Consider the following 25,786-nt stretch of genomic DNA (forward strand, 5'->3'; position numbering starts at 1 on the left):
TACCGTTAGGTATAGTAGCGATCAAAAAAAATATTAGGAATAAATTCCATGCATAAATTGATGAACCAATTTAAATACAACTTCATTATTCAGTTCCGTATCTCCAGAAAAACACATTTGAATATAAGTATTAATCAACCCGAGTAGACTTAATGCATACGGCTTATGTCTACCTCTCATATTGCCGTGATCATTAACAGCTAATATGAAAAGTTGTTCTATAATATCAAGTTGCGTTTGAACAAATGGATATACCGCCTTAAATGCTTCATTTTCTACTGGAGAGTACATCATTGTTATATTCATACAATAAAACTTCTTATTCATATTGGAAAATGAAATATAGGAAGTTACAAGCTTGTGTAATGTAAGTGGTAAATCCCCTTCATACTTTGCGGCCTCTTTTATTGATAGTTCAAGCTTATTATAGTTTTCTTTGAGTATTGTTTGCAAAAGACCTCCTTTACTTCCAAAATAATGGTAAAGGGTAGGCTTAGTAATGCCTGCTTTAGTAGCAATTTCCTGTACTCCTATTGCATCAAACCCATGTCTAGCAAACAAATCAAGAGCGACTTCCATTATATGCATTCTATTATCCATAAAAACCTCCTTACTAGTAAGTGTCTTCATTATACCGTACGGTATAGATGTTTGTCAAGACGAAAAAATATTTTGATCAATTAGATTTTCTAATCATCAAAATACTTTATAACTTCTATATATTTTTATCTATCTGCTATGAGTATTTCATTCCATTTGTCACGCTCTAATTTATCCTGACTAACGTTTTTTATGAGAACGCTATCTCCTAATTTCTTTATTTTTGATCTAGAAATACCCGCCATCTTTATTACTTCACGATTCTTTGTAGTTGATGTTCCTCTTATTTGCTCATTAAGTGCTTCATCATTAATTACAATCGTAATCTCCTGATCTTTATATTTTTCCAGCTCCTTCAAAACTTTAATCAAAGCTATTTGGCTAACAACCAAAGGCTTTCTATATTTTTCAAATACACACGCTTTGTTTATCAACTTGTCATCTTCAAAAATTGCATAGCGAATTTCGATATCTTCATCTTCATGAAACATAGTAATACCTACTAAATATGCTGTAATCATTATTGACCTCCTGAATTATATTTATGATTAGAATTCATCCGAACTCTATATTATTATTAGAATTTACCCTTTGGTCTATTATATCCTAATATGTATTAGAAAGAAAGCATATATGACTCACTGACCTTACCCTTAAGTTTATTCAAGAAAAACCCACCAACTTCGACTTTAATCGAAATTGATGGGTTTGAACATTTTATTAAGCTTCGTTTACTTATTAATTACCCATATCCACTTCAATTTTATAAGAATGATCTGCTTGCTTACGCCAAATGGTCATGTACCTGCCCGTTTCTTTTACCTTGGCACCAGCTTCGTCACGAAAGTGTCGAATATATTGCCCATAGGTATAGCCTAAATCTCCAGCATCAGAAATACCACCACTCTCTGGTGACCAGAGGAGCGTAGACCCTTTCTGCATGAAAAAGGCTTTCATGGTCGCATAAACGCTTGGTTCACCCACAATATTTTCACCTAGCTTCACTAACATGGCACCATTCATAGCAAAATGTTTGCCCCATGCTGCTGCACCTAGTTTACTTACTTCTTCACAAAAGGCACGATCAAGTTCTATCAATTCATCTACAGTCATCATCATAACCTCCTTTATAAAGAGTATATCATTTTTAGGCATTTGTCAATGTTACAAAACCTTCGCATTCGCTACGGTTTCGTAACCGAATGCAAGCTTCGCTTGCACATCGGTGGGGGCTTGAATCCCCTCCGATGTTGGAATTAGTTCACCCACTTCTGAAGTGGGGGAACTAATTCCATTCGGTTAAACAAGCCTTCTTCATTTTAGTAGTGCATAGGAATTGATCTATTTATTGAAAATATTAAATGGTTTTCCTACTGGTAAGAACTTTTTATTGAAATGTGCATTCAGTACTGCCGCTGCAGAGCCATAAAATGCGATCAAAGAAATGATAAGTTCTGAATATGCTGCTAATTTATGTCCAAAAGCTGGTGCAATATCTAAAGTACTAAGTGATAATCCTACAAATAGTAGATCAATGAATACGAAGATAAAGAATAGAACTTTATGAACCTCCATAGCTCCTATTGTCATAAAAATACTAAAGATCAAATAACCTACAAAAGCAAATCCCAATTGTTTGATATCAGCTTGTTTGGCTAGTTTTTCTCCTAGCACTCCTGCTTGAATAAGCCAAGTAAGTGCCACTGCAAACCAAAAAAATGCATATGCACCAAATGCAGTTGCTCCAAATACATTGTTTTTCTTAGCATCTTGAATTGATGCATAGAGCTGAGCAAAAGCTCCTAAAAATATTGCCCAAGGAATAATGAGTGCTGTTCCATCAGTTAACCCAAGTTTTTGTGAAGAAGCTACCAAAGTAACCATAGCTAGTCCAAACAATCCTAAAGCTGTTGGATCAGCAACAACAATTTTACGTTCATTCATTCATAATGCCTCCGTGTTGTGTATTGTGCACTACTATTCTAAGTCAACGCTTTGCTATAAATCAACTTCATTGAATAAAGAATTTAAAAATGCAACCTGAGTATCTTAACACATGTAATATATTCTTAGCAACTATTTTCAGCAAATCAGTATAAATAAATTGATATAGTATAAGGTGAAACCCATTACTAAAAAGGGGTCCACCTTATAATTTTTTATATCTACTTATCTACATACTCATGTTCTTCTTTTATTGTATCATATCAATTACATATATTCCCAGTTGGCAATCAACACTGCCACCTTCTTTGACTCTCGTTACAATTGTAAGTTTAATTCATTTGACTTATTTGTGGCAGCTGTCTTTAACACCACAACCACTACATCCTCCACATTTACCTTCTTTTAAATCTTTCTTTGTATTTTTAAATGCCCACAATAAAATAATTCCAAATACTAACCCAACTATAATTGTAGCTTCCATTAAAATTCAACTCCTAATTCTATTATTTCATTTGTTAGATTTCTTTTTTTATCTGCACGATTGATCGTAAATACAACCAATCCAATTAATCCCGCTAAAACAAATATTGCTGGCACAAATCCTGGTGCAGTAGTACCATATACGATCAACGTTCCAACTTGAGTAATAATAAGTGCCAGTGAATACCCTACCCCTAGCTGGAATGCTAAGCATCTAAACAACCATTTTTTTGATCCTAATTCCGAATTCATCGCACCAATCGCCGCAAAGCAAGGAGGTGTAAATAAATTAAACGCTAAGAATGCATAAGCAGTAACCGGATTAAACAATGATGTTAATGCACCACCTGGCATATGTAAAGCTTCTTCTGAGGTAACCGCAAGTATAACTGCAAAGGTAGCTACAACATTTTCTTTTGCAATAAATCCGGTTATTGTTGCTGCAGCAAGTTGCCATCCTAAAAATCCTAGGGGAATTAACAACGGAGCAATTAGTGAACCAACAGAGGCTAAAATACTTGAATTTTGATTTTCAACTGGTTTTAAATTCCACCCGTAGGCTTGCATAAACCATACTAATGTATTCATAACTAAGATAATCGTTGTTGCTTTGTAAATAAATCTTTTTGCCTTATCCAGCATTTGAATGAATGCATGTTTAAGACTAGGTATTTTATATTCAGGAAGTTCCATAATAAATTGGGAGGCACTTTCCCAAACATATAAGCGTTTCAGCAATAACCCTCCAATAATAATCATCAAAATTGCAATTGCATACATACTAGGCCCAACCCAGCTCGTATTTGGGAAAAATACTACAGAAAATAGTGCAATTATTGGAAGTTTAGCTCCACATGGTACGAAAGGAGCAAGCATAGTAGTCGTTCTTCTTTCATTCATATCTTCAATTGTTCTTGTTGCCATAACTCCTGGAATTGAACACCCTGATCCAATAATCATAGGAATGATTGATTTCCCTGACAAACCGATTTTCTTAAAATATCTATCCATTATAACTGCTACTCTTGACATATATCCACTATCTTCAAGTAAGGCTAAGCAAAAGAATAAAACCATGATCAGTGGCAAAAACCCAATAACTGCGCCAACTCCTCCTAATGCTCCATCTACAATTAAAGCTTGTAACAGCGGATTAACACCAATGCTTTCGAAAAAGCCATTTGCAGCACTCGGAATTACCTCACCAAATAGTGTATCATTAAAGTATCCTGATAAAAATCCTCCAAGTCCTTCAATCGAGAACGAATATACTGCCCACATAATGAGCAAGAAAATTGGCAATCCTAAAAATTTATGAGCTACTATCCTATCCAGCTTATCCGAAAAATTAACCTTACTTCCATCTCTTGTCTTAATGATACACTCGTTAAATATTTTATTTACAAATAGTTGTCTTGCTTTGTCATTATCTTCAACTTCCTGCCCTTGAAATTTAGGAGCAATTTGTTTTTGCTTTTCACTTCCTAACTTCACAGCCTTGTTGATCAGTTCTTCAAAGCCTTTGTTCGTAGTTGCAATGGTTGTAACTACCGGACATCCAAGAAGACGACTTAGGGCAACTTCATCAACACGATCGCCTCTTTTAGTTGAAATATCACCCTTGTTTAGTGCTATTACAACTGGTATTCCAAGCTCCAATAATTGTGTTGTAAAAAATAGACTTCGACTAATATTTGCACCATCTACAATGTTAATAATAACATCTGGTTTTTCCTCAACAACAAAATCTCTTGTAATTACTTCTTCTCCCGTGAAAGGAGAAATAGAATATGCTCCTGGAAGATCTACTACTCTTATATCCAATCCCTTTACAATATACTTACTCTTAAGACTTGCTTCCTTTTTTTCTACTGTAACTCCTGGCCAGTTTCCTACATACTCAGTTTTTCCTGTAATCCCATTAAAAAGAGTTGTCTTACCAGAATTAGGATTACCTGCTAATGCTATTTTCATGAATTCCTCCTTGTATATCAATAATATTGACATTCATTCTCAATTATAGTTTATAAGAAAAGCGCTTATTCAACGCGTTTCGAGTAGAAATGGAATGCTTAATCTATAAAAGATTAGTTTCCTAATATATAAATTTCTGGTTTTCACTAGCTTAATAACATAATTTATCGTCGTTAATCTTCTAATACGATGGACTTAGCCATTCCTTCATCAATTGCGTAACGGCTATCTTTAATATTCACGATATAATTACCTGCAAGAATAGAAATCAATGTGATTTCTTCTCCTTCACAACATCCTAAGCTAAAAAGAAATTTTATCATCTTCTCTTTTCCTTCTACTCTTTTAATGTAAAAGGTTTTACCAATCTTAGCTTTTGTTAACAACATATATTCACCTGTCTTTTATATGGATTAAGCTCGTCTTAATGATATCGATTATCATTACCATATATAAAGTACCATATAAGTCTATCTCTGTCAATATTATTGTTCTAATTTGTCAAATTGTTAACAATTCATTTCCATTTAGACACATTAAATATCTCATCAACTTAAAAACAACATAACTCTTATATCCATCCCTCCTCAATACTTTAGACCTAATCATTACTTTTTGCGATATTGATATTCATTTTCATTTACATTTGTTGTTTATTATACTATAATACAAGTATAAAGTCGTTAACATAGGTTAATTTTCGAATCATTAGGAGGCTTTTTTTTATGGATATTTTTAGACAACTGCAAAAATCTCCTCTGCTATTGGGGAAATCTTATGAGGAAATGAAAACTCTTTTTTCTTCTTTTACTTATTCAATTAATACTTATAAACAAACTGAAATAATTTTTAATCCGTCGATGCCTTTAGATAAACTTGGAATTATTCTTCAAGGCTCTATCTCACTTCATAAAATTCTAAGTTCTGGTGAATCTATCTTTATCTCCAAAAAAACTGTTGGAGAGGCCTTAGGCATAGAATGTATATATGCTACTACTGAATTTTATCCTTATACTTTTATCTCAAACGAAAAAACCATTATTATTTTGATGCATCGAAATGATTTTTCAAACTTATTAGCAAAAGATACTCAGCTTATGATAAATTTCATGAAGTCGATGTACTGTGAAAATTGTTCTTTGAACAAAAAAATCGACATCTTATGTCAACCAACAATTAAAAGTAAAATTGTTCATTACCTGCTTACTGAATATGCGGATTCTGGTAAAGAAGAAATATTACTACCCTTTTCTAAAAAAACATGGGCTGAATGTTTAAATGTTCAACCACCTTCCTTATCAAGAACTTTAACGGAACTACAAACAGAAGGGCTCATTTCAACAAACAAAAGAATCGTATACCTAAAAGATATAGATTCTTTATACCAGCTTTTATATTAGTGATTTTTTGATATTTTATTGAACGTCACAAGCTTTAATGATTGCTAACAAGTTGCTAAGTTTCCTAGCTCCATTACTGATTCGCTAACAGCAGCAATGCTACTGTTGTGATTTTTAACCACTGGTATGTTTCTCTTCTTCGCTTCCTTCAGAGCAGTCAATACCATTTTATGGGCGACTGTATTAGTCAAAAGCAATATTCCATCAGCACTTCCAAGTCGTTTAGAAAACTCGCTAGGCATATGCGTATAAACCTTTGCTTTAAAACCATTGTTATTACATATATCTATGTATTCTCTATGCATTCTGTCATGTCCACCAACAATAACCATCGTCATTAGTAAAACCTCCTATATATTAAAAATAATGTTTATTTTGAGAATCATTCTCATATTTATTGTATTATATACATTCCTCAACTAGAATGCATTAACATTTGTTAATTAATCGAATTTATTTAAACAAAAATCTGTTATATAATAAGTAAAGTCACTATCTTATTGAATATTTATCTAATCCAAAGTAAATACTAGGATTGGTTAAATTAGATAAGGAGATTACAACTATGGATAAAAAAAGAGCAAAGGAAATTGCTTCTTCATTAGATATGGCTAATGTAACTTATAATGATACACAGATCTATATTGAAACTGTAAACGAAAACAAAGGAACTGCCAGTATCCATTTTCTTACTCAACCCGAGAAATCACAAGAAGTATCACTATCCAGCTTAGAAGAGCATCGTTAGTATGAATTAAGTAAAATTTACTGCAATAAAATACCTCAGTTCATATGAACTGAGGTATTTTATCAATTTTTACTACCGCCTTCACCAATAACAATCTTTTTAGTAAAATAAGTCTTTCTAATGTCTTTAACACTTTCTTCCCAAGCATCGATACCGATACGTTTCATCATACAAAGGTTATAGAGTTTTATGTTCTGTGGAAAACGATCTGCACCATCGGCTAATGGCATTAAGTATTCGCAGGGAAAAGTATCACATTGGAAACAATAGTCTACCCCTTTGGCTTTAACACAGTCCAATGTTTTGCAGTTTTTTCCTTCAATTTTAAGAAGTAAACAGATGTTATCATCTTTACAACCTAAACATTTGATTTCTTCTTTTGGTGTTTTTGTAACTGCTGACAATCGAGTTTGTATTGCGTCTGTAACATTTTCTTCGTAAATCTCGCAATTATGGCAATCAATACCACATGGTGCTATAATTTTTTTGTTTGACATCATTAAATTCCTCCTCTTTTATGATCTACATATCTTAGACCCACAGATCAATAAAAAGGTTACAAAACTTCTGTTAATTTTTTTAAATTTTTGATAAAGTCATCTCTATCACATTTTGCTTCTACCGTATATAGATAATCAATTTTTTTTAATAATGATAAGTTCTTGAAGTACTCTTGCTTAAGTAACTCCGTTTTGGGTTGCATATAGCCGGATGGTATAGGCAGATGATTGTCTTTCATAAATTTAATCCAAAGATGACATTTACACGGTTTTTCTGGATCTATTAAACTACAACGCATCTCAAATAATGATTTAAGATGTTTACGAGCTCTAAATAATGTGACTTTAACATTGTCTGCAGAAATGTCCATTATTTCTCCAATTTCTTGATTCTTCAAATCTAGACAGGTTTTTAACAGAAAACAAATACGTTGATTTTTAGGCATGCATTTTAGAAAGGCTTGTAAACACTTCTCTCTCATTTCATCCATGATTAAGGCATCATCAAATTCTGGTATATAATGAATGTCCTCAAAAAATGTGCGCTCACTCATACCTAGGTCTTCAGTTATTCGAATTAATGGTAGTTTATCTATTTTTTCAAAGAAACGATAGCATTCATTTGTAATGATGCGATATAACCAAGTCAATAATTTTGAGTTTTCTTGAAATTGATCAATTTTTGTACATGCACGTAAAATTGCATTTTGCAATACATCTTCAGTATCGTGATGATTGCCAATCATGCGAAATGCGTATGCATATAGTTTATTATAAGATTGATTAACTATGTCCTCTAATTGATTAATCATATTTAAATCACCACCTATTAATTAATAAACATCTTTCTGGAGGCACAATATTTCTACGCCTCATTGAACACCTCTGCTCAACATTTTATTTTATCTAGATTTATTATACACCTCTAACAATTGGATTTCTAGAGATAATTCATATTGCTTTTCAAATATATTCGAATATAAACATAATGCATTTAAATAATTATGTTTACATTCGAATATGTTTGTTATCATCTCATAACACAAAAACCCACACACGGCCATTTCTAGTTGTAGTGGATTTTCTTACTTCTCGAATTATAACAAGTCCATCAGATTGATCAGGTCTAACGTCTTAACAATTTTCTTATCATATATTGATACAACGAATATGCCCAAAAAACAAATATGATGAAACAATTTGCGATAGCAAATTTAGTATCCATAACCAGTTTATCTGAGTATTAGAATACTGGAATTAGAAAGAGTAGTATTGAAGCTGTAATAAACTTACTAAGATCTTTACTAAACTTGTTGCGAAACAAAGTAATTTTAACAAGTAAACCTATTACTATAACCTACAAAAATATATCACTCATTTGATTTCACTCTTTCGAATTTTATTCTTATTTGAGTTTACTGATTACTTCTTGACATTTTAATCCATCCGTAAAATCAGCGCCAATCGTATCCTTCATTCCATTCAATTTATTTGCAAAGTCTATAATTGCAGCAGTATGACAATTTTGAAAGAAGCCTAGTGAATTTCTTTCCTTAGGATAAAAACGCATTGATGGATGCTTCTCTGGCACTGCTTTATAAAGTGTTGAACCCGTATTAAAGTCGTGGATTTGGATAATATATGGATTTGTCAAATCCAACTTCATGCTTCCCGTAGTTCCAAATAGGATCATTTGGTCTGTTTGTATTTCCTCTGCAAATACTCTAGATGCTTCAACACTTCCCAGTGTACCATTATCAAGCAGGATTTCTCCTCGAGTTATTTCATCTACCTCACTTCTATCTTTGAAATGAATTCTAGATTGATACTGTATTTCTTTGATGTTTCCTAATGTATAATGAATGAGATCTATTAAATGAGAACCTAAATCTAATAAAGCGCCTCCTCCAGAGGTCTTTAACGTTCTCCAAGTTCCTTGTTTTTCTTTGTTTAAATAACTATTGTGATATGTCTTTATTTTAAAATCAATGATTGATCCAATCGTCTTTTTTTCTAATTCTTCTTTTAACAATGCTATTGCAGGTAAAAATCGATATATAAAAGCTACTCCATTTATTACATTGTTTTCATGAACCAATTTGTTCATTTTTTCAGCATCTAATAAGGTTGATGCCAAAGGTTTTTCACAATAGATTGGCTTCCCATAAGCTATCGCTTGCTCAACAATATCTACGTGAGATTCATTCGGTGTACAAATACTGATAAAATCAAGGTTTGGATCTTCTAATACTGTTTGAAGATTCGTTACATTTGTAATACCAGGCACACTTATTTCTATTGGCTTTCTTGTTACAATATAGGAAAGATTTAACGAATAGGGGAGATTATGCCTAAGGTTTGCGTCATATGCAGCAAGCGCATGATTTCGCGCTATACCTCCAAAACCAATGATTGCATAATTAATTGAATTCATAATAGCTCCTCTCAAAATAAGTCATAGTATATTATATCGCATTTTAATTATTTTTTAAAGAATCATCAACCCCAAATGGGATTGATGATTCTGTATATAGATCAAAGTTTAGTTTTATTGCCACATCAATGTGGAAATTTTAATTTTAAAACATGAAAAGGATGCTTCCATATGGAATCACCCCCTTAATTCATTCGCTACGGTTTCGTAACCAGCTGCAAGCTTTGCTTGCACATCAGTAGTGGCTTAGCCACCACTGATTTACGGATACTCAACCTCCGCATTCGCTACGGTTTCGTAACCAGCTGCAAGCTTTGCTTGCACATCAGTAGTGGCTTAGCCACCACTGATGCTGAAATAAGCTTCGCTTATTTCAGCTGGTTATACCAACTTTACATCAAATTGTTCTAATAAATATACTACCTTTGGATCTGGCATTTCATCTACGACAATGGTATCAAAATCATAGATCTCAGCAAATTTATACACACCATCCGAATAAAATTTCTTTGATCCTATGACTAAGTAAGTCTTCTTACTAGCATTCATAATGGCACGCTTGGTGTTTCCATCCTCCACCAAAAAAGTTGTAATACTATGGTCTGCAACATCAACACCACAGCTTCCAATAAACGCTCTGTCAACTTTATATTTTGAGATATACTCGATTGTAGATGACCCAATAAATCCACTCAACTCTTTATGTAGAACACCCCCTATACCAATCACATCAACATGAGGGCATTGGGATAAAATTTGAATTACATCGATCATATTAGATATAACCGTCATTCTCTTTCTACCTTGAGCAATATATTCTGCTACAATTATATTTGTAGTAGCTATGTCTAAAAATATAGTCTCTCTTTCCTCTATAATATCATACACCTTTTCAGCTATTCGCTGTTTTGATTCAACATCCAAATTTTTCCTACTAACTATAGTCCTATTCAAACTAGCTTCTCTTGATAAAACAGCCCCACCATAAGTTCGTTTTATTAACCCATTTTTCTCTAGTGTTTTCAAATCCTTACGAATACAATCTTCCGTTACATCAAATTTTATACTAAGGTCTTTTACGATAATTTTTCCGTTTATATTTAATAGACTTATAATTTCTTGCAATCTTTCTTCAACAAACAAGATTAACCCTCCATTTATACTTATTATTTCTTATTTTTTCTTATTTTTTCTCATTATATCTCATTTAGCATCTTTTTTCAAGCAACCATCAATTGAAAACAATAAAGTTGGTGCAATCTATTATATCTTAAAGATATTTATTTATAGCATAAGCTACACCGTCTTCTAAATTGCTCAAAGTGATATCGTCCGCAATTTCCTTTACCTTCTCATATGCATTACCCATAGCGATACCGAGACCTGCATACTCGATCATATGTAAGTCATTTCCTGAATCTCCTATGCAGATAATTTCTTCTCTCGGGATATTATATAGCTTTGCAACTTCTTTTACACCGACCGCTTTATTACACTTTTTATTTAGAATTTCTAAGCAAAACGATAATGGTCTCACAACCGTATGATTATTCATTATTTCCTCTGGAAAACGCCATAATTCACCCAATAAGTCTTTATTAAAATTATCTTTTGACCTAATATGCATTTCCTCAAGATGAATAGTAGGAAAGTATTCCCGCATCTGATCCATAATCTCTACAGATTCATTGATTAGATTCACTTTATACACCTCCCTATCCGGGTTCAGTTGATGAAAATCAACCTTTTCTAAAGGAACAAAATTAGCAACAGCATCATACCTACTAAATAAATTGTCTCTATGAATTAGAATGCTTTCTTTTGTATATGCACTCATATCAAGATTGAAATCTTCACACATTGTATGTATTTTAATTAAGTCTTCATGTTTAATTCGTATTCCATGAAGAACTTGACGTGTCAGGTTATCTAGTGCAAGGGCTCCACTACAAGCGATTGAATAATTCTTCTCTTTAATCAAATCAAGTTCTGAAAGATAAGGAAGGATTCCTTCAAAAGAACGACCAGTAGCAAGTACCACTTTTATTCCTTTCTTAATCGCTTTTTTAACAGCTTTTAGATTCTCTTTGGAAATCTCTTGCCTCTCATTTAACAATGTTCCATCCATATCCAATACTAGCATTCGGTACATTCTTATTCTCCTTTAATGTTGATCTATTCATGTTTAGTCATCAACTATAGTCTGCTTTTTCTAAACCCAGCTCAAAACCATACTGTTACTTTACAATTAAAATCATGAAACCGCAACTATTATTCCTAATATTTGTTGATTTTTCCATTATAAAAGCATTCCTATCTAAAATTAAAAATTGTTGTTGCAATCTTGTCAATATCATCATATAATAATACCAAGTAATAATCAACAATAATAATCAATACGAATCAATAATTTTCAATCTTGTTATCGTATTGAAATAAAATATCTAAAAAGGAGGAAGATTGCGTGAGTATTTCAAGAATTGAAGCTTTGAAAAAACAACTTTTTGAAAGCCCTAGAGAAGTATCTTTAGAAAGAGCACTACTTTATACGCAGAGCCATAAACAAACAGAGAATGAGCCAATTATCATAAGACGTGCTAAGGCTACAGCTCATATATTGGATCATGTTAATATCTCAATACGTGAAGGTGAACTTATCGCAGGTAACAGAACTATCAAACCAAGAAGCGGCATCATTTCTCCAGAAATGTCCCCTTACTGGATCTATAAGGAAATAGACTCCATTGCCACTAGACCCCAAGATAATTTCATTTTTAGGGATGAAGATAAGAAAACATTTTCCGAATTATTGTATCCATATTGGAAAGGACGCTCCTTAAAAGATTATATTAGTGATAAGCTAACCTATGAAGTAAAAGCATCTACCAGTTTAAAGATTGTTACACTGAATCAAACCGACAAAGGACAAGGCCACATTATTCCTGATTTCGAAAATATATTAAAAAAAGGATTAGGAACAATTGTTGAAGAGATAAAAGGATGCCTAGAAAAAGAACAAAGTAATCATTTTTATCAAGCTGCTATCATAGTTCACGAGGCTACACAGCGTCACATTTCAAGATATGCTACCTTAGCTAGGTTAGAAGCATCTAATGCTATTGATGAGGAAAGAAAAGCCGAATTACTTACCCTCGCTGAAATATCAGAAAAAATCACTACCAAGTCTCCTGATACTTTTTATGAAGCCTGTCAATTAGTTTGGTATGTCTGCATAGCTCTACAATATGAATCCAATGCCAGCTCTATTTCCTTAGGACAATTTGACAAATATATGTATCCTTATTTTAAAAACGATCTACTCCGCAATGTTCCATTGGATGAACTAAAAGAGATTCTTAAGTGCCTTTGGATTAAGACAAATGATGTAGTTCTTATTCGAAGTGAAAATAGCGCAAAATATTTTGCAGGTTTTCCAACTGGTTATACCATAACTCTCGGTGGGCTAACTGTAAATGGACGCTGCGCAGTGAATGACTTATCCTACCTTGCATTGGAAACATACCAAGATATCCGTCTACCTCAACCCAATCTCGGTGTTAGACTAAACGAATTGATCCCAAGAGACTTTTTGCTTAAGACAGCAGAAACGATTCGATTAGGTACTGGTATTCCTCAAATATTCAATGACGAGGTTGTTGTACCTGCCTTTTTAAACAGAGGTGTAAGTCTTGAAGATGCAAGAGATTATTCCGTTGTGGGTTGTGTTGAATTAACGATTCCCGGAAAAACTTATGGATTACACGATATCGCTCTATTCAATCTCTTAAAAGTTATGGAAGTGAGCTTAAAAGAATTAGAAGATGTTCCAAACATAGATTTTGATCAAATTATTGAATTCATGAAGAAAAAAATCGAGTATCACGTGCAATTGATGGTGAAAGGAAGTAACCTAGTTGATGTCGGACAAAGAGAATATGCCCCTGTACCTCTACTATCTAGTATCATTGACAACTGCTTAGAAAAAGGCTTAGACATTACAGAAGGCGGCGCCAAATACAACTTCTCTGGTGTTCAAGGTATTGGCATTGCAAATCTAAGCGATTCTCTCCATGCACTAAAAAAGATTGTTTTCGAAGAAAAAAGACTTACCTTCAAGGAATTAATTGTAGCCTTAGATAGTAATTTTGAGGGAGAAGAAAATCGTTTATTACAAGCAAGGCTCATTAACAAATACGACAAATATGGAAATGATATTGATGAAGTTGATTATATCAGCTCAGATTTATTACGCCATTATTCAAAGGTTGTAGAAAAATATAGTACCCCGAGAGGAGGCCACTTCACTCCTGGCTCTTATACTGTTTCTGCACATATCCCTCTTGGCGAAGCTGTAGGCGCTACACCGGATGGTCGAAATGCAGCTGAACAATTAGCAGATGGTGGACTTTCACCAATGGTAGGAAGAGATTCTCATGGCCCTACTGCTGCCCTAAAAAGTGTAAGTAAATTAGATGGTTATTTATTAAGCAACGGAAGCTTGCTTAACGTGAAGTTCAGCCCTAGTACCCTAGCAAAGGATGACGGTTTACATAAACTAGCTGATTTCTTACTTGCTTTTATGAAGCTTAAAATACTCCATGTTCAGTTTAATGTGGTTAACGCAAAAACCTTAAAGGAAGCTCAGGAAAACCCAATAAAATATAGTGGTCTAGTCGTTAGAGTTGCTGGGTATAGTGCTTTTTTCAGTGATTTAAGCATACAGATTCAAAATGATATCATCGAAAGAACCGAACATGAGTTATAGGGAGGTGCATACTATGAAAGGACTAATCTTCAATATTCAAAGATATTCTCTACATGATGGAAGTGGCGTGAGAACAATCATTTTCTTTAAAGGTTGTCCCTTATGTTGTCCCTGGTGTTCAAATCCAGAATCACAAAGCTTTGAAATAGAAGAAGTTCGTATGCCTGCAAAGTGTTTACATTGCAAGACTTGTTCCTTCAACGTGGAAGAGTGCCCTTCCGGAGCTATGGTACGTTTCGGTACTTTTATGACAATAAAGGAAGTTATTGATGTCGTACTTAAAGACATGGTTTTTTATCGAACAACTGGTGGTGGTGTCACTCTATCTGGTGGTGAAGTTCTTTCTCAATCTGAATTTGCGATTGAATTATTAAAAGAACTAAAAAAACTTGGAATCCATACGGCACTTGAAACCTCTGGTCAAGGCAGCACCAATGCATTGCTATCAATGGCAAACTATTTGGACGTTGTCCTATATGATTTGAAAATTATGGATAATAAGTTCGCTAAAGATATCCTAAATTCCGATACTTCTCTTATAGAAGCTAACCTAAGGGCATTGATAAAAGCAGGTAAAAAAGTCATTCCAAGAATACCTTTGGTTCCAGGTTTTACTATGACGAAAGCTAATATTAATTCTATAACAGACCTTGTTCTACTCTTAGATCTTAAAGAAGTACACTTACTACCCCTCCACCATTATGGTTCCAATAAATATGAAGCTTTAAATATACCTTATCAAGCAAAAGATATTGAAGTTCCTACAGAACAAAACATCCTTAATATTAAAGCTTATCTTGAGCTCAAGAAATTAAAGGTTACTATCGGTGGTTAATCATCTAAATTAAAGTAAAAGGAGTTTAAAAAATGAAAAAAATATTATTAACAGGTGGATTAGGTTTCTTTTGTACTCGTTTTACAGAAAAATATCATCATACCTTTCAAATTTTATCAACCGATAAGGATGATTTAGATATTATTAACGAACAAAGTGTATTAGAAGCTTTTAAAGTGTTTAAACCAGACTACGTTATACATGCTGCCGCAATTGCAGATACTGATTTTTGTAACAAACACTCCGAACTTGCTTACAAAATCAATGTAACTGGTGCAATCAATGTAGCAAAAGCTTGTAAAGCAACCGGCGCTAAAATGGTTTTCATCAGTTCCGAGCAAATCTTCAATGGTAATGAAGAATCTGGGCCATATAGTGAAGATGACACCCCAGTACCAAATACCGTTTACGGAGAAAACAAATTGGAAGCAGAGGGTCTATTAAAAAATATATTAGATGATTTATGGATACTACGCTTCACTTGGTTATTTGGATTTCCAGAAAGAAACTGTGGTATTAACCCTAATATTTTATGGAATACTTTAACATTGGCTTTGCAAGGAGAAAAAACAAAGATTACTACAAACGAATATCGTGGTTTAACCTATGTACATGAGTTAATCGATCAATTTGAAAAAGTTTTCGAATTACCTTTTGATACATACCACGTTGGCAGTCATAACAATTTAAGTCGCTATGATATAACTGCTCATATCTTGAAGGAACTTGGATTAGAGAACCGTATAGATGCACTTATTGAAAAAGATACGGATAAGTACAGTGATCATCCTAGAGATGCAAGACTTTGTACTGATAAAATTAGACAATTTGGTTTCCATTTTTCAGATACTACTGACTCAATAACACAATGTTTGAAGGAATTTCGTTTTAATATATAAACCAAATTCTGGATGTGATAAAAAGGAGAATACCTATGTTATATTTATTAGATACTGCTAATCTATCTGAAATAAGAAAGGCTTATGATTTATACCCTATGGATGGTGTTACTACCAATCCTACAATCATTGCAAAAGAACAAGTAAAATTTATTGATCATTTAAAAGAAATTCGTTCTATTATTGGGACAGAATCTATGCTACATGTTCAAGTCTTAGGTAGTACAGCTGAAACAATGATTGAAGAAGCTCTATACCTTCAAGAACAATTGGGAGGAAATTTATATATAAAAATTCCTGCTACTACACAAGGTATTAAAGCTATGAAAACTCTAAATAAAAAAGGTTTTAAACTAACAGCTACTGCTATTTTCACGGCTCAACAAGCATTGATGGCAGCTAAAGCTGGTGCTGATTTCGTTGCTCCATATGTAAATCGAATTGATAACATAAGCGGAAGTGGTGTTTCTGTTGTAGAAGATATCGTTCATCTATTCAATACCTTTGGCATTGATACAAAAGTATTGGCTGCTTCCTTTAAAAATGTCCAACTAGTGCATAATTCTTTATTGGTTGGTGCACATTCCATTACAGTAAATATGGAAACCTTTGATATGTTAATCGAACACCCTTTAACTGATTGGAGCGTTGATCAATTCGTTAAAGATTGGGAGCAAGTATACGGCCGCGGAAAAACTGTTTTAGATATTATTTAGCACAATACAGGAGGATAAATGATGAAAGGTATTGGTGCATCACTTGGAATAGTCATAGGTAAAATTCTTCTGATCGAAAATGAAAAAATGGTGATTGAAAAACAAATCGTTTAACTACGCAAAAAAGTCCACATTAACAATATGTAGACTTTTTTGGTGATATTTAGTTGTTTTTAATTTTTGATATTTTAGCATGTCCTGTACAATCATCCGTATTCCATGATTGTGATTGGAACGCAAAGAAAATACTTACCCAATGATCTTTAGATGGAAAGTGAAGTAAAATGCAACCATCCTGCCATACACCATCATCATCTTTCCAATTCCTAGTATTTCCTTGGTTCATATGAACATCATGCATACCTATTGATGGCTGAAAACCAAAGATGCGATCTGGTTTGCAATAGTCATTTGACTTCCATTTCGAGCCAAATACGTACATATCAGAATCCTCACTTATAATTGCTTGATTCATATAGTACGATAACTTTTCATTTAAATCATTATCAGGTCCTGGTCGATCACTAACAATCTTTTTCATATTCTCTCTAGAAAATCCAAGCTCTCCTCTTATGTAATCTATTGAAATTCCTTGACTAGCGAAAAACCCATAGGGTAAGTCACTCATTTTTGATATTATACGGTGTTGAAAGTCTTCATTGGTATAAAATAGCAATTCTGATGGCGGAATTTCTGATTTAATATTTATGGATATTCTATATTGCTCATTTCCTGATTTAACATGAATATTGTAATGTGGTCGATCAGGACCCCTCTCTTCTTTTATATTGATTACCTTGCATTTTAAAAGTCCGTACGATTGTAAACTCATGTCATCTTACCTCCTAGTAAGGTTTTCTTACCAATGCATTTACGTCTATATCTACAGTTTAAATTATTTTACGACAAATTTCAATCTAATATATAAGGTAATCATTAAAAGAGGTATTGAAACGGCTTAATCATTACATTAGTAACTTCAATTTAAACTCTGAATGCTGTGTAAAATTTGTTGTTGAATAGGTGAACTTTCTTATTCAACAACAAAAGTAGGAAGTGAGCAAATTAATTACTCACTTCCTACTATATATAAAAGGTGGTCTTCTTAATTAATAAAACCAAAAGTCTCTTTAACTGGTTATTCATATTTCTACAAATTCATCAATTCTTCTGCTTCTTTGATAATATTTTCTACCGTTAAACCCACGTACTCATAAACCTTTTCAGCCGGACCTGATGCTCCAAAGGTATCAATTCCAACAGCTTTGTCAACATATCTATGCCAGCCATGAGTCGAACCTGCTTCTACAGACATTTTCTTAATTGAAGAAGGCAATATTTCTTTTTTATAAGCCAAATCTTGGTCTTCAAATAACTTCCAGGAAGGCATACTAACAACCCTAGTTGGAATACCTTTTTCTTCAAGACTTGTCGCAGCTTTATATATTAGTTCAACTTCTGAACCTGTCCCAACTAATATAAGCTTTGGTGCACTACTTGCTTCCTTCACAATATAAGCACCTTTATACAAGCCTTCACCACTGTTGTCATATTGCATCAAATTTTGTCTTGATAAAATAAGCGCTGTAGGAGTCGTTTTGCTCGTCTGTGCGATATGCCATGCAGCAGCTGTTTCTTTATAATCAGCTGGTCTTATTACATTGAAATTAGGTATTGAGCGAAGTGTGATTAAATGCTCAATTGGTTGATGGGTTGGGCCATCTTCACCAACCCCTATGCTATCATGTGTCATAATATAAGTTACTGGCAGGTTCATGATTGCCGCCATTCGCATTGCTGGTTTCATATAGTCACAAAACACAAAGAATCCAGCCACATACGGCTTCAATGCACCATGTAAGGCAATACCGTTCGCGATAGCCGTCATAGCATGCTCTCTAACACCAAAATGTAGATTGGAACCAGAGTGATCTTCTGCTGTAAAATGTCCTCTTCCATCCATAATTGTTTTTGTAGATGGTGATAAGTCTGCGGATCCACCTATTAAATTAGGCATTACTCCTGCGATTTTATTTAATACTTCTTGTGATGAAATCCTAGTAGCTTTTGCTCCTTCATAGTTCCAATAATCTTCAATATTTAAGATGTCTTTCGCATAGTCATTATCAATCCATTTCATTAATTCAAAGGATAACTCAGGAAACTGTTTAGAATATTCTTTGAAAGTCTTATTCCATAAGTGTTCTTCATACGACAACTTAGCTACAATTGACCTCATGTTATCTTGTACTTCTTCTGGCACGCAAAATTCTTCTTCTATATAGTTTAAAAATTTCTTAGTCTCTTCAAGGTTCGCTTTTCCTAAAGGTTCACCATGGGCACCCGACGTCCCTTGCTTCGCTATGCAACCATACCCAATCGTAGTTGTCACCTTAATAAGTGTCGGTTTGTTTTTTTCTTCTTTAGCCTTTATAATTGCTTCTTCAATTGCTAGTATGTCATTTCCATCAGTAATTTCAATCACTTGCCAGCCATAGGCTTCATATCTCTTTGAAACATTCTCTCTAAAAGCAATATCTGTACTTCCTTCTATTGAAATAGAATTTGAATCATACAAAACAATAAGTTTACCTAGTCTAAGCGTTCCAGCTAAGGATGCTGCTTCTGCAGAGATACCTTCCATTAAGCATCCATCACCGCATAAAGAAAACGTATAGTGATCAATTACCTTAAACTCTGTTTTATTAAACTTCTCTGCCAAATAAGCCTCTGAAAGTGCCATCCCTACCGCTGATGAAATACCCTGACCAAGAGGACCTGTTGTCATTTCAACCCCTACAGTATGACCAAACTCTGGATGTCCTGGCGTTTTGCTTCCTAATTGTCTAAACTCTTTTATATCCTCCATTGTTAAACCATAGTCAAATAAATGCAATAGCGAATATAGTAGCATTGATCCATGTCCGGCTGATAAAATAAAGCGATCTCTATCAAACCAATTTGGATTCTTTGGATTGTGTTTCATTTGTTTAGACCATAAGGTATAGGCCATTGGAGCCGCTCCCATGGGCAATCCAGGATGCCCTGAATTTGCCTTTTGAATAGCCTCCGCTGAAATGATTCTAATCGTATTAATTGTATTGGTTTCAACATCGAACTTATTGATTATTTCTTCGGTTTTCATAAAATCCTCCATAAGCTTATGTAAGCTAATCCTTCAAATTTAGATTCCCAGTTTATTTCTTCTAATCATTTCTTGATCGGTAAAATTATTTTGCCCTACATAGCCCTTAAGTGGAAGAATCTTTTCATGAATAGCATCCATAATCCAATCAACTTGAGGGAAGAAGCTTCTTTCTAATTCATAAGCTGGTGTAATCCAGTTCTTAGCACCAACTACCACAGGAGGTGCATCTAAATAGTCAAAGGTAAGTTCGTTGATGGTTTGAGCCATTTCTTTTAGAATAGAACCTCTATCACATGCATCACTTACCAATACTACTCTACCTGTTTTCTTAACTGATTCCACCACTTTTTCATAATTAAATGGAACAATACTTCTAGCATCAATAATTTCTACTGATAAACCAAATTCTTTTTCTAATTTTTCTGCCGCTTCAATGGCAGTATATAAAGTAGCACCAATTGTAAGAATTGTAATATCTTTGCCTGTTCTCTTAATATCTGGTTCACCTAATGGTATTTCATAATAACCTGTTGGAACTCCATCTTCGTTAAAAATCTCACCAATATCATATAGTCTTTGGCTTTCAAGGAAAATCACTGGGTCTGTTCCAGCTAAAGCCGCATTCATCAAACCTTTTGCATCATAAGGGGTTACTGGAAATACAACCTTCAAGCCTGGGATATGACTAACCAATGCTGACCAATCTTGTGAATGCTGCGCACCGTACTTTGATCCAACGGATACTCTTACAACAACGGGCATCTTAACTAGACCAGCACTCATTGCTTGCCATTTTGCAATCTGATTAAAGATTTCATCCCCTGCTCTACCAAGGAAATCACAGTACATCAATTCAATAAGAACACGTCCCCCACACATACCATACCCTGCGGCTGAACCTGCAATCGCACCTTCTGAAATAGAAGAGTTGAATAAACGATGGTAAGGCAATGCTTCTGTAAGCCCTCTATAAACTGCGAAAGCGCCTCCCCAATCACGATTTTCTTCACCATAGGCTATAAAGGTAGGATCTTCATAGAATTTATGAATCACTGCTTCGAAAATAGCATCTCTATAGGCAAATATCTTATTTTTTGGAACTGGCTTTCCATTTTGAAAAGCAGTTCTAATTTTTTTACTATTACGGATAATTTGTTCATTTTCTTCTATTGGCGTCAAAACATCACAAGCTCTATCTTCCATTTTTGGCATGTTCGTGTTTGAGAACATATATTTTGAGATAGAATCAGGTTCTTTCTTCATATCCATGATTGGAGATACCTTATCATCAATAGCAAGCTTAAAAGCACTCGTAACCAGTTCTTTTACATTTGCAAGGATTTCATCAAATTGAACGTCCTTACATATATTTGCTTTGACCAGGTTCAATCTGTATTCAATTAAGGAATCGTTTCTCATCCACTCTTCAACTTCTTCTTTTGAACGATAACTTGATGCATCTGATGGGGAATGCCCAGTGAATCGATATGTCACGATATCAAGTAATACTGGACCGTTCTTTTCTTCAAGTATTTGTTTCTTTCTTTTAATCGCATCAATGACTGCCAATGGATTGTACCCATCGATTCTTTCAGAATGCATTTGTTCAGGATTAACGCCTGCTCCAAGACGAGCCAAGAATTCATAACCCATCGTTTCACCATTCGTTTGACCACCCATACCATACTGGTTGTTAAAGATGTTAACAATGAGCTTAAGTCCACCCTGCATTTCACCTTCCCATAATTTCTTATATTGATCCATAGTAGCAAGGCAAATACCTTCCCAAACTGGACCACAGCCTATCGACGCATCACCGATATTGGCAATAACAATTCCTTTTTTCCTATTCACTTTCTTAAATAAAGCCGCTCCAACTGATATATCAACTGAACCACCCACGATAGCATTATTCGGATAAATACCAAATGGCAAGAAAAAGGCATGCATAGAACCACCAAGGCCTTTTTGAAAGCCTGTTCTTCTTGCGAAAATTTCTGCAAGTGTTCCATAAATAAGAAAATCTATAGCCATTTCCTTTACGGTATCATACTTTTTATTTTGCGTGATAATTTTTACAATTTCACCTTCAAAGAAGTTTTCCATAACTTCTAATAACTCTTGGTCCTCAAGTTTTTGAATCGCAGATAACCCTTTTGCTAAGATCTCACCATGACTTCTGTGAGAACCAAAAATGAAATCATCTCTGTCTAATAAATATGCTTGACCTACACTTGATGCTTCTTGTCCAATGGATAAATGAGCAGGTCCAGGATGATTATACGCAATTTCATTGTATTCCCCCGTTGTCTTAACCAAATTTAGCATGTTTTCAAATTCACGAATAATAGCCATATCTCTAAAAATTCTTACAAAATCGTCATTTGAAAAATTCTCTTTTTCTTGATCAATTGTTTTGTCATATTGATTCACTGGAATATCCTTAAATTGAATAAATGATTTAGCCCTTATAACCGCAGGGTCAACGTATTGTGATTTTGGCATGATTCTTTATTATCCTTTCAAAATTAAATTTAATATAGTTTCAAATTGGGTTATATAAGTTGTTCTTTCTTATAGAAAATATAGCGTCTGCATGCTTTCACTATCCACTAAATTTCAAATAGTGCTTCTCTTATAACTTCGCATACCGTTGGATGAGGAAAAACCAGTTCCTTAATGTCCTCAACTCTAAGTTCTGTTTCAACCATTAAGCCTGCTCCGTAAATCATTTCAGAAACATAGCTGCCAATCATATGTACACCTACAATACGATTGTATTTTTGATCAACAATGACCTTAATCAACCCATCGCCTTTTTCATTCTCAGCAACATACCTACCACTATAAATCATTGGAAGCTTAATTGTTTTCACCTCAATGCCTTTTTCCTTAGCAGTTTCTTCAGTTTCTCCAACGGAAGCCACTTCTGGATAGGTGTATATCACTGCTGGAATAGCTGTATATCGCATTCTATCTTTTTTACCTAAAATATGATTGATACAAACTTCTGCTTCTCTATAGGCTGTATGTGCTAACATCGACTTTCCATTCACATCTCCCACTGCATAGACACCAGATATATTTGTTCTTCCTACTTCATCCGTTGGTATTGCACTTCTAATGGTTTCAACTCCAATTTTTTCAAGTCCAATTCCATCCGTGAAAGCTCTTCTACCAATACTTAATAACACTTTATCTGCAACCAATTGATTTACTTTTCCTTGTTTTTCATAAGAGACTGTTGCATGATCTATAGCCGTTACTTTAGCTTCTAATTCAAATAGAATGCCTTTTTTCTCTAAAGATTTTTTCAGTACCCCAGAAATTTCTTGATCTGTTGGTCCTGCTATATGATCAAGCATTTCAATGACTGTTACCTTACTACCTGCACAACTATAGTAATAAGCCATTTCTAGACCAATAACACCACCACCAACGATGGCTAATTTTTCAGGAACTTCTGTTAAATCGAGAATTTCTCTATTTGTTAGTGTATACCCATTTTCTATCGATTGTTTTAAGCCAGGAATGCCTGGAACAACAGGAATGGATCCAGTTGCAATCAGTAGTTGTTTCCCAACATATTTTTGTGAAGCGGCCTCTATAACAATTCCTTCGCTATTTCGCTCTAAAATGGTTGCTTCTGCCTGAATGACTGTCACTTTATTCTTTTTCATCTTTGCTTTTATACCACTAACGAGATTTTCTACAACTTTTGCTTTTCTTTCAATTACTTTTTTGTGGTCAAGTCGAACTCCCTCTATAAAAACTCCGTAATCACTCCCATGCATAGCATAGTCATATATTTTGGCAGAATTAAGCAATGCTTTAGATGGAATACATCCTTCATTTAAACAAACACCACCAAGATTTCTTTTTTCAATTAGTAAGGTTTTCAAACCTGCATGACCTGCTCTTTCAGCAGCTATATACCCTGCTGGTCCACCGCCAATAACAATTAAATCAAACATTGAATTTTCACCTCTCTTATTTCATTAATAACATCGTAAAACTCTCAAGTGCATTTGTTAGGGCTTTTAAGAATCTTGCAGCTGGTGCTCCATCGATTGCTCTATGATCAAAAGTTAAGGATAAGCCCATGGCTGGATAAGTTGATATCACACCATTTTCTTCTCTAACTCTCGTAATGATTGTATTAACACCTAAGATACCTGTTTGTGGCGGATTAATGACTGGTGTGAAAGACTCAACACCTAATGTACCAAGATTAGTGATTGTAAAGCTTGCTCCGGTCAAATAATCAGGACTAATAGACCCTTGCTTACTCTTTTCTGCCAAATCTTTCACTTCTACAGACATTTGAACAAGTGATTTTTGATCTGCATTGAATAATGTAGGCACTAATAATCCTCTATCTGTATCCACTGCGATACCAAGATGTACATTTTCAAAATATTTCATTGTATCATCAACAAAATGTGCATTTAACAGCTCATAGTCTTTTAATACTCTTGATACAGCAAATAAAATCATGTCATTGAGTGTTATATTATACTCAAATTTATCTTTCTTAAGTTTCTTTCTAATTTCCATAAGCTCAGTTGCATCAAAAGATGTATTTAGTGTCAACTGTGCTGTTGTCGCTAAGGATGCATGCATTGCTTTCGCGATGAATTTGCGTACATTAGAGATTTTTTCTTCTCTATACCCAGTGGTCTTTGGTACTGGTGCATTGGACCTAGAGGTATTGATTGTTTCATTGATTACTTGACTTCCAAGGTCTCCAACTGTTGTTCTTCCACCTATACCACTTCCCGTAGCAGGTAGTACTTGTCCACTCGCTAATGCTGCAGAAGTAGCAAATACACCTTGTTCCTTCAACTTGAGAATATCTCTTTCAATCACTCTATCATTTGGCCCAGTAGCTTGCGCTCTTTGGTAATCGATGCTAAGCTTACTCGCTAGATTCTTAGCTCTAGGTGAAATTTTATTTGTATAAGAAGTCTTTATTTCCTCTTGATCTAGGAAAACTTCTTTGGTTTCACTCGCTACAACTTCAGGGTGTACAATCTCTTCTTTCGTATCTTCTATATTTGTTGATACAAATGCTGAAATATCTTCTCCTTGGTTTCCAATCAAACAAACATTTTTTAAACAAGGTACATCATCGTCTTCTTGAAACAAAAGTACTAAAACAGTGCCCCCTACAGATGACTCTTCTTCAAAAGAAGCCTTATCTGTTTCATAAGTGAATAGAACATCTCCTTCTTTCACTTGATCACCTACTGCTTTGTGCCACTTTGTTATAATACAGCTTTCAACGGATTGACCTTGTCTTGGCATAATAATTGCTGTTGCCATAGTATCCTCCTTTAA

General features: G+C 34.1%; 24 protein-coding genes. 6 read left to right on the forward strand and 18 right to left on the reverse strand.

Translation table 11 applies throughout. The annotated features are described in order from the left end of the window. Positions 1 to 33: 33 nt before the first annotated feature. From CVU84_00945 to CVU84_00975, 7 genes are all read right to left on the reverse strand, one after another. Positions 34 to 600, reverse strand: coding sequence for a TetR/AcrR family transcriptional regulator (locus CVU84_00945; protein ID PKM96314.1), 567 nt, complete (start codon positions 598 to 600; stop codon positions 34 to 36). A gap of 125 nt (positions 601 to 725) precedes the next feature. Further along, positions 726 to 1,121, reverse strand: coding sequence for a hypothetical protein (locus tag CVU84_00950; GenBank protein ID PKM96315.1), 396 nt, complete (start codon positions 1,119 to 1,121; stop codon positions 726 to 728). Between the two features lie 217 nt (positions 1,122 to 1,338). Continuing rightward, a complete protein-coding gene (locus tag CVU84_00955) occupies positions 1,339 to 1,713 on the reverse strand; it encodes a hypothetical protein (GenBank protein PKM96316.1) in 375 nt (124 codons plus the stop codon). Positions 1,714 to 1,941: 228 nt separating this feature from the next. Further along, positions 1,942 to 2,544, reverse strand: coding sequence for a hypothetical protein (locus CVU84_00960; GenBank protein PKM96317.1), 603 nt, complete (start codon positions 2,542 to 2,544; stop codon positions 1,942 to 1,944). Between the two features lie 346 nt (positions 2,545 to 2,890). After that, a complete protein-coding gene (locus CVU84_00965) occupies positions 2,891 to 3,028 on the reverse strand; it encodes a FeoB-associated Cys-rich membrane protein (protein PKM96318.1) in 138 nt (45 codons plus the stop codon). Further along, a complete protein-coding gene (feoB, locus tag CVU84_00970; GenBank protein ID PKM96319.1) occupies positions 3,028 to 5,001 on the reverse strand; it encodes a ferrous iron transport protein B in 1,974 nt (657 codons plus the stop codon). The genes CVU84_00965 and feoB overlap by 1 nt, the downstream gene beginning before the upstream one ends. 173 nt (positions 5,002 to 5,174) lie before the next feature. Continuing rightward, positions 5,175 to 5,390: a ferrous iron transport protein A gene (locus CVU84_00975; protein PKM96320.1), complete on the reverse strand. Its 216-nt coding sequence runs from the start codon at positions 5,388 to 5,390 to the stop codon at positions 5,175 to 5,177. 336 nt (positions 5,391 to 5,726) lie between these two features. On the opposite strand from CVU84_00975, the gene CVU84_00980 reads away from it, so the two are divergent. After that, positions 5,727 to 6,401, forward strand: a complete 675-nt coding sequence (locus tag CVU84_00980) for a hypothetical protein (GenBank protein PKM96321.1) — start codon at positions 5,727 to 5,729, stop codon at positions 6,399 to 6,401. 44 nt (positions 6,402 to 6,445) lie between these two features. Here the strand turns inward: CVU84_00980 and CVU84_00985 are convergent, their stop codons facing one another. Beyond that, complete coding sequence (locus CVU84_00985; protein PKM96322.1) at positions 6,446 to 6,739, reverse strand: DUF2325 domain-containing protein; 294 nt, start codon at positions 6,737 to 6,739, stop codon at positions 6,446 to 6,448. 227 nt (positions 6,740 to 6,966) lie between these two features. Here CVU84_00985 and sspH point away from each other — a divergent pair, with 227 nt between their 5' ends. Then, the gene (sspH, locus tag CVU84_00990) at positions 6,967 to 7,149 is read left to right on the forward strand and encodes an H-type small acid-soluble spore protein (GenBank protein PKM96323.1); all 183 of its coding nucleotides are present in this window, start codon (positions 6,967 to 6,969) and stop codon (positions 7,147 to 7,149) included. Between the two features lie 62 nt (positions 7,150 to 7,211). On the opposite strand, the gene CVU84_00995 is transcribed toward sspH, so the two are convergent. The 5 genes from CVU84_00995 to CVU84_01015 all read right to left on the reverse strand — a co-directional run bounded on the left by CVU84_00995 (position 7,212) and on the right by CVU84_01015 (position 12,211). Further along, entirely contained in the window at positions 7,212 to 7,649 is a 438-nt protein-coding gene (locus tag CVU84_00995; protein PKM96324.1) for a hypothetical protein, read from the reverse strand. A 56-nt stretch (positions 7,650 to 7,705) separates the two neighbouring features. Then, the gene (locus CVU84_01000; GenBank protein PKM96325.1) at positions 7,706 to 8,461 is read right to left on the reverse strand and encodes a hypothetical protein; all 756 of its coding nucleotides are present in this window, start codon (positions 8,459 to 8,461) and stop codon (positions 7,706 to 7,708) included. A gap of 593 nt (positions 8,462 to 9,054) precedes the next feature. Continuing rightward, positions 9,055 to 10,083: a hypothetical protein gene (locus CVU84_01005; GenBank protein ID PKM96326.1), complete on the reverse strand. Its 1,029-nt coding sequence runs from the start codon at positions 10,081 to 10,083 to the stop codon at positions 9,055 to 9,057. A 381-nt stretch (positions 10,084 to 10,464) separates the two neighbouring features. Next, positions 10,465 to 11,226, reverse strand: coding sequence for a DeoR/GlpR transcriptional regulator (locus CVU84_01010; protein PKM96327.1), 762 nt, complete (start codon positions 11,224 to 11,226; stop codon positions 10,465 to 10,467). Between the two features lie 127 nt (positions 11,227 to 11,353). Beyond that, on the reverse strand, positions 11,354 to 12,211 hold the full coding sequence (locus tag CVU84_01015) for a hypothetical protein (protein ID PKM96502.1): 858 nt from the start codon (positions 12,209 to 12,211) through the stop codon (positions 11,354 to 11,356). A 336-nt stretch (positions 12,212 to 12,547) separates the two neighbouring features. On the opposite strand from CVU84_01015, the gene CVU84_01020 reads away from it, so the two are divergent. Genes CVU84_01020 through CVU84_01035 form a run of 4 tightly spaced genes read left to right on the forward strand, consistent with a single transcriptional unit; the run spans position 12,548 to position 17,298 of the window. Then, positions 12,548 to 14,848, forward strand: a complete 2,301-nt coding sequence (locus tag CVU84_01020; GenBank protein ID PKM96328.1) for a formate C-acetyltransferase — start codon at positions 12,548 to 12,550, stop codon at positions 14,846 to 14,848. A gap of 13 nt (positions 14,849 to 14,861) precedes the next feature. Beyond that, on the forward strand, positions 14,862 to 15,683 hold the full coding sequence (locus CVU84_01025; GenBank protein ID PKM96329.1) for a [formate-C-acetyltransferase]-activating enzyme: 822 nt from the start codon (positions 14,862 to 14,864) through the stop codon (positions 15,681 to 15,683). Positions 15,684 to 15,715: 32 nt separating this feature from the next. After that, positions 15,716 to 16,582, forward strand: a complete 867-nt coding sequence (locus tag CVU84_01030) for an NAD(P)-dependent oxidoreductase (GenBank protein ID PKM96330.1) — start codon at positions 15,716 to 15,718, stop codon at positions 16,580 to 16,582. 35 nt (positions 16,583 to 16,617) lie between these two features. Further along, entirely contained in the window at positions 16,618 to 17,298 is a 681-nt protein-coding gene (locus CVU84_01035) for a fructose-6-phosphate aldolase (GenBank protein ID PKM96331.1), read from the forward strand. Between the two features lie 163 nt (positions 17,299 to 17,461). Here the strand turns inward: CVU84_01035 and CVU84_01040 are convergent, their stop codons facing one another. The 5 genes from CVU84_01040 to CVU84_01060 form a co-directional block, all read right to left on the reverse strand. Further along, positions 17,462 to 18,130: a hypothetical protein gene (locus tag CVU84_01040; GenBank protein ID PKM96332.1), complete on the reverse strand. Its 669-nt coding sequence runs from the start codon at positions 18,128 to 18,130 to the stop codon at positions 17,462 to 17,464. 318 nt (positions 18,131 to 18,448) lie between these two features. Then, the gene (tkt, locus tag CVU84_01045) at positions 18,449 to 20,443 is read right to left on the reverse strand and encodes a transketolase (GenBank protein PKM96333.1); all 1,995 of its coding nucleotides are present in this window, start codon (positions 20,441 to 20,443) and stop codon (positions 18,449 to 18,451) included. A 39-nt stretch (positions 20,444 to 20,482) separates the two neighbouring features. Further along, positions 20,483 to 22,951 carry a dehydrogenase gene (locus CVU84_01050; GenBank protein PKM96334.1) on the reverse strand — a complete coding sequence of 823 codons (2,469 nt, stop codon included), beginning with the start codon at positions 22,949 to 22,951 and terminating at the stop codon, positions 20,483 to 20,485. A 107-nt stretch (positions 22,952 to 23,058) separates the two neighbouring features. Then, complete coding sequence (gene lpdA, locus CVU84_01055; GenBank protein PKM96335.1) at positions 23,059 to 24,420, reverse strand: dihydrolipoyl dehydrogenase; 1,362 nt, start codon at positions 24,418 to 24,420, stop codon at positions 23,059 to 23,061. 16 nt (positions 24,421 to 24,436) lie between these two features. Next, positions 24,437 to 25,771, reverse strand: a complete 1,335-nt coding sequence (locus tag CVU84_01060) for a 2-oxo acid dehydrogenase subunit E2 (GenBank protein PKM96336.1) — start codon at positions 25,769 to 25,771, stop codon at positions 24,437 to 24,439. Positions 25,772 to 25,786 lie beyond the last annotated feature (15 nt).

This window comes from Firmicutes bacterium HGW-Firmicutes-1 (assembly GCA_002841625.1).
Classification (GTDB): domain Bacteria; phylum Bacillota; class Clostridia; order Lachnospirales; family Vallitaleaceae; genus HGW-1.

What these genes read in the sequence shown, in the direction of transcription:
- sspH (PKM96323.1), top strand. Translation starts at nt 6,967, where the DNA reads ATGGATAAAAAAAGAGCAAAGGAAATTGCTTCTTCATTAGATATGGCT.
- CVU84_00980 (PKM96321.1), top strand. Translation starts at nt 5,727, where the DNA reads ATGGATATTTTTAGACAACTGCAAAAATCTCCTCTGCTATTGGGGAAA.
- CVU84_00955 (PKM96316.1), bottom strand. Translation starts at nt 1,713, where the DNA reads ATGACTGTAGATGAATTGATAGAACTTGATCGTGCCTTTTGTGAAGAA.
- CVU84_01060 (PKM96336.1), bottom strand. Translation starts at nt 25,771, where the DNA reads ATGGCAACAGCAATTATTATGCCAAGACAAGGTCAATCCGTTGAAAGC.
- CVU84_01040 (PKM96332.1), bottom strand. Translation starts at nt 18,130, where the DNA reads ATGAGTTTACAATCGTACGGACTTTTAAAATGCAAGGTAATCAATATA.
- CVU84_00950 (PKM96315.1), bottom strand. Translation starts at nt 1,121, where the DNA reads ATGATTACAGCATATTTAGTAGGTATTACTATGTTTCATGAAGATGAA.
- CVU84_01050 (PKM96334.1), bottom strand. Translation starts at nt 22,951, where the DNA reads ATGCCAAAATCACAATACGTTGACCCTGCGGTTATAAGGGCTAAATCA.
- CVU84_00985 (PKM96322.1), bottom strand. Translation starts at nt 6,739, where the DNA reads ATGACGATGGTTATTGTTGGTGGACATGACAGAATGCATAGAGAATAC.
- CVU84_01030 (PKM96330.1), top strand. Translation starts at nt 15,716, where the DNA reads ATGAAAAAAATATTATTAACAGGTGGATTAGGTTTCTTTTGTACTCGT.
- CVU84_00960 (PKM96317.1), bottom strand. Translation starts at nt 2,544, where the DNA reads ATGAATGAACGTAAAATTGTTGTTGCTGATCCAACAGCTTTAGGATTG.
- CVU84_00945 (PKM96314.1), bottom strand. Translation starts at nt 600, where the DNA reads ATGGATAATAGAATGCATATAATGGAAGTCGCTCTTGATTTGTTTGCT.
- CVU84_01000 (PKM96325.1), bottom strand. Translation starts at nt 8,461, where the DNA reads ATGATTAATCAATTAGAGGACATAGTTAATCAATCTTATAATAAACTA.
- CVU84_01005 (PKM96326.1), bottom strand. Translation starts at nt 10,083, where the DNA reads ATGAATTCAATTAATTATGCAATCATTGGTTTTGGAGGTATAGCGCGA.
- CVU84_00975 (PKM96320.1), bottom strand. Translation starts at nt 5,390, where the DNA reads ATGTTGTTAACAAAAGCTAAGATTGGTAAAACCTTTTACATTAAAAGA.
- lpdA (PKM96335.1), bottom strand. Translation starts at nt 24,420, where the DNA reads ATGTTTGATTTAATTGTTATTGGCGGTGGACCAGCAGGGTATATAGCT.
- feoB (PKM96319.1), bottom strand. Translation starts at nt 5,001, where the DNA reads ATGAAAATAGCATTAGCAGGTAATCCTAATTCTGGTAAGACAACTCTT.
- tkt (PKM96333.1), bottom strand. Translation starts at nt 20,443, where the DNA reads ATGAAAACCGAAGAAATAATCAATAAGTTCGATGTTGAAACCAATACA.
- CVU84_01035 (PKM96331.1), top strand. Translation starts at nt 16,618, where the DNA reads ATGTTATATTTATTAGATACTGCTAATCTATCTGAAATAAGAAAGGCT.
- CVU84_01015 (PKM96502.1), bottom strand. Translation starts at nt 12,211, where the DNA reads ATGGATGGAACATTGTTAAATGAGAGGCAAGAGATTTCCAAAGAGAAT.
- CVU84_00965 (PKM96318.1), bottom strand. Translation starts at nt 3,028, where the DNA reads ATGGAAGCTACAATTATAGTTGGGTTAGTATTTGGAATTATTTTATTG.
- CVU84_01025 (PKM96329.1), top strand. Translation starts at nt 14,862, where the DNA reads ATGAAAGGACTAATCTTCAATATTCAAAGATATTCTCTACATGATGGA.
- CVU84_00995 (PKM96324.1), bottom strand. Translation starts at nt 7,649, where the DNA reads ATGATGTCAAACAAAAAAATTATAGCACCATGTGGTATTGATTGCCAT.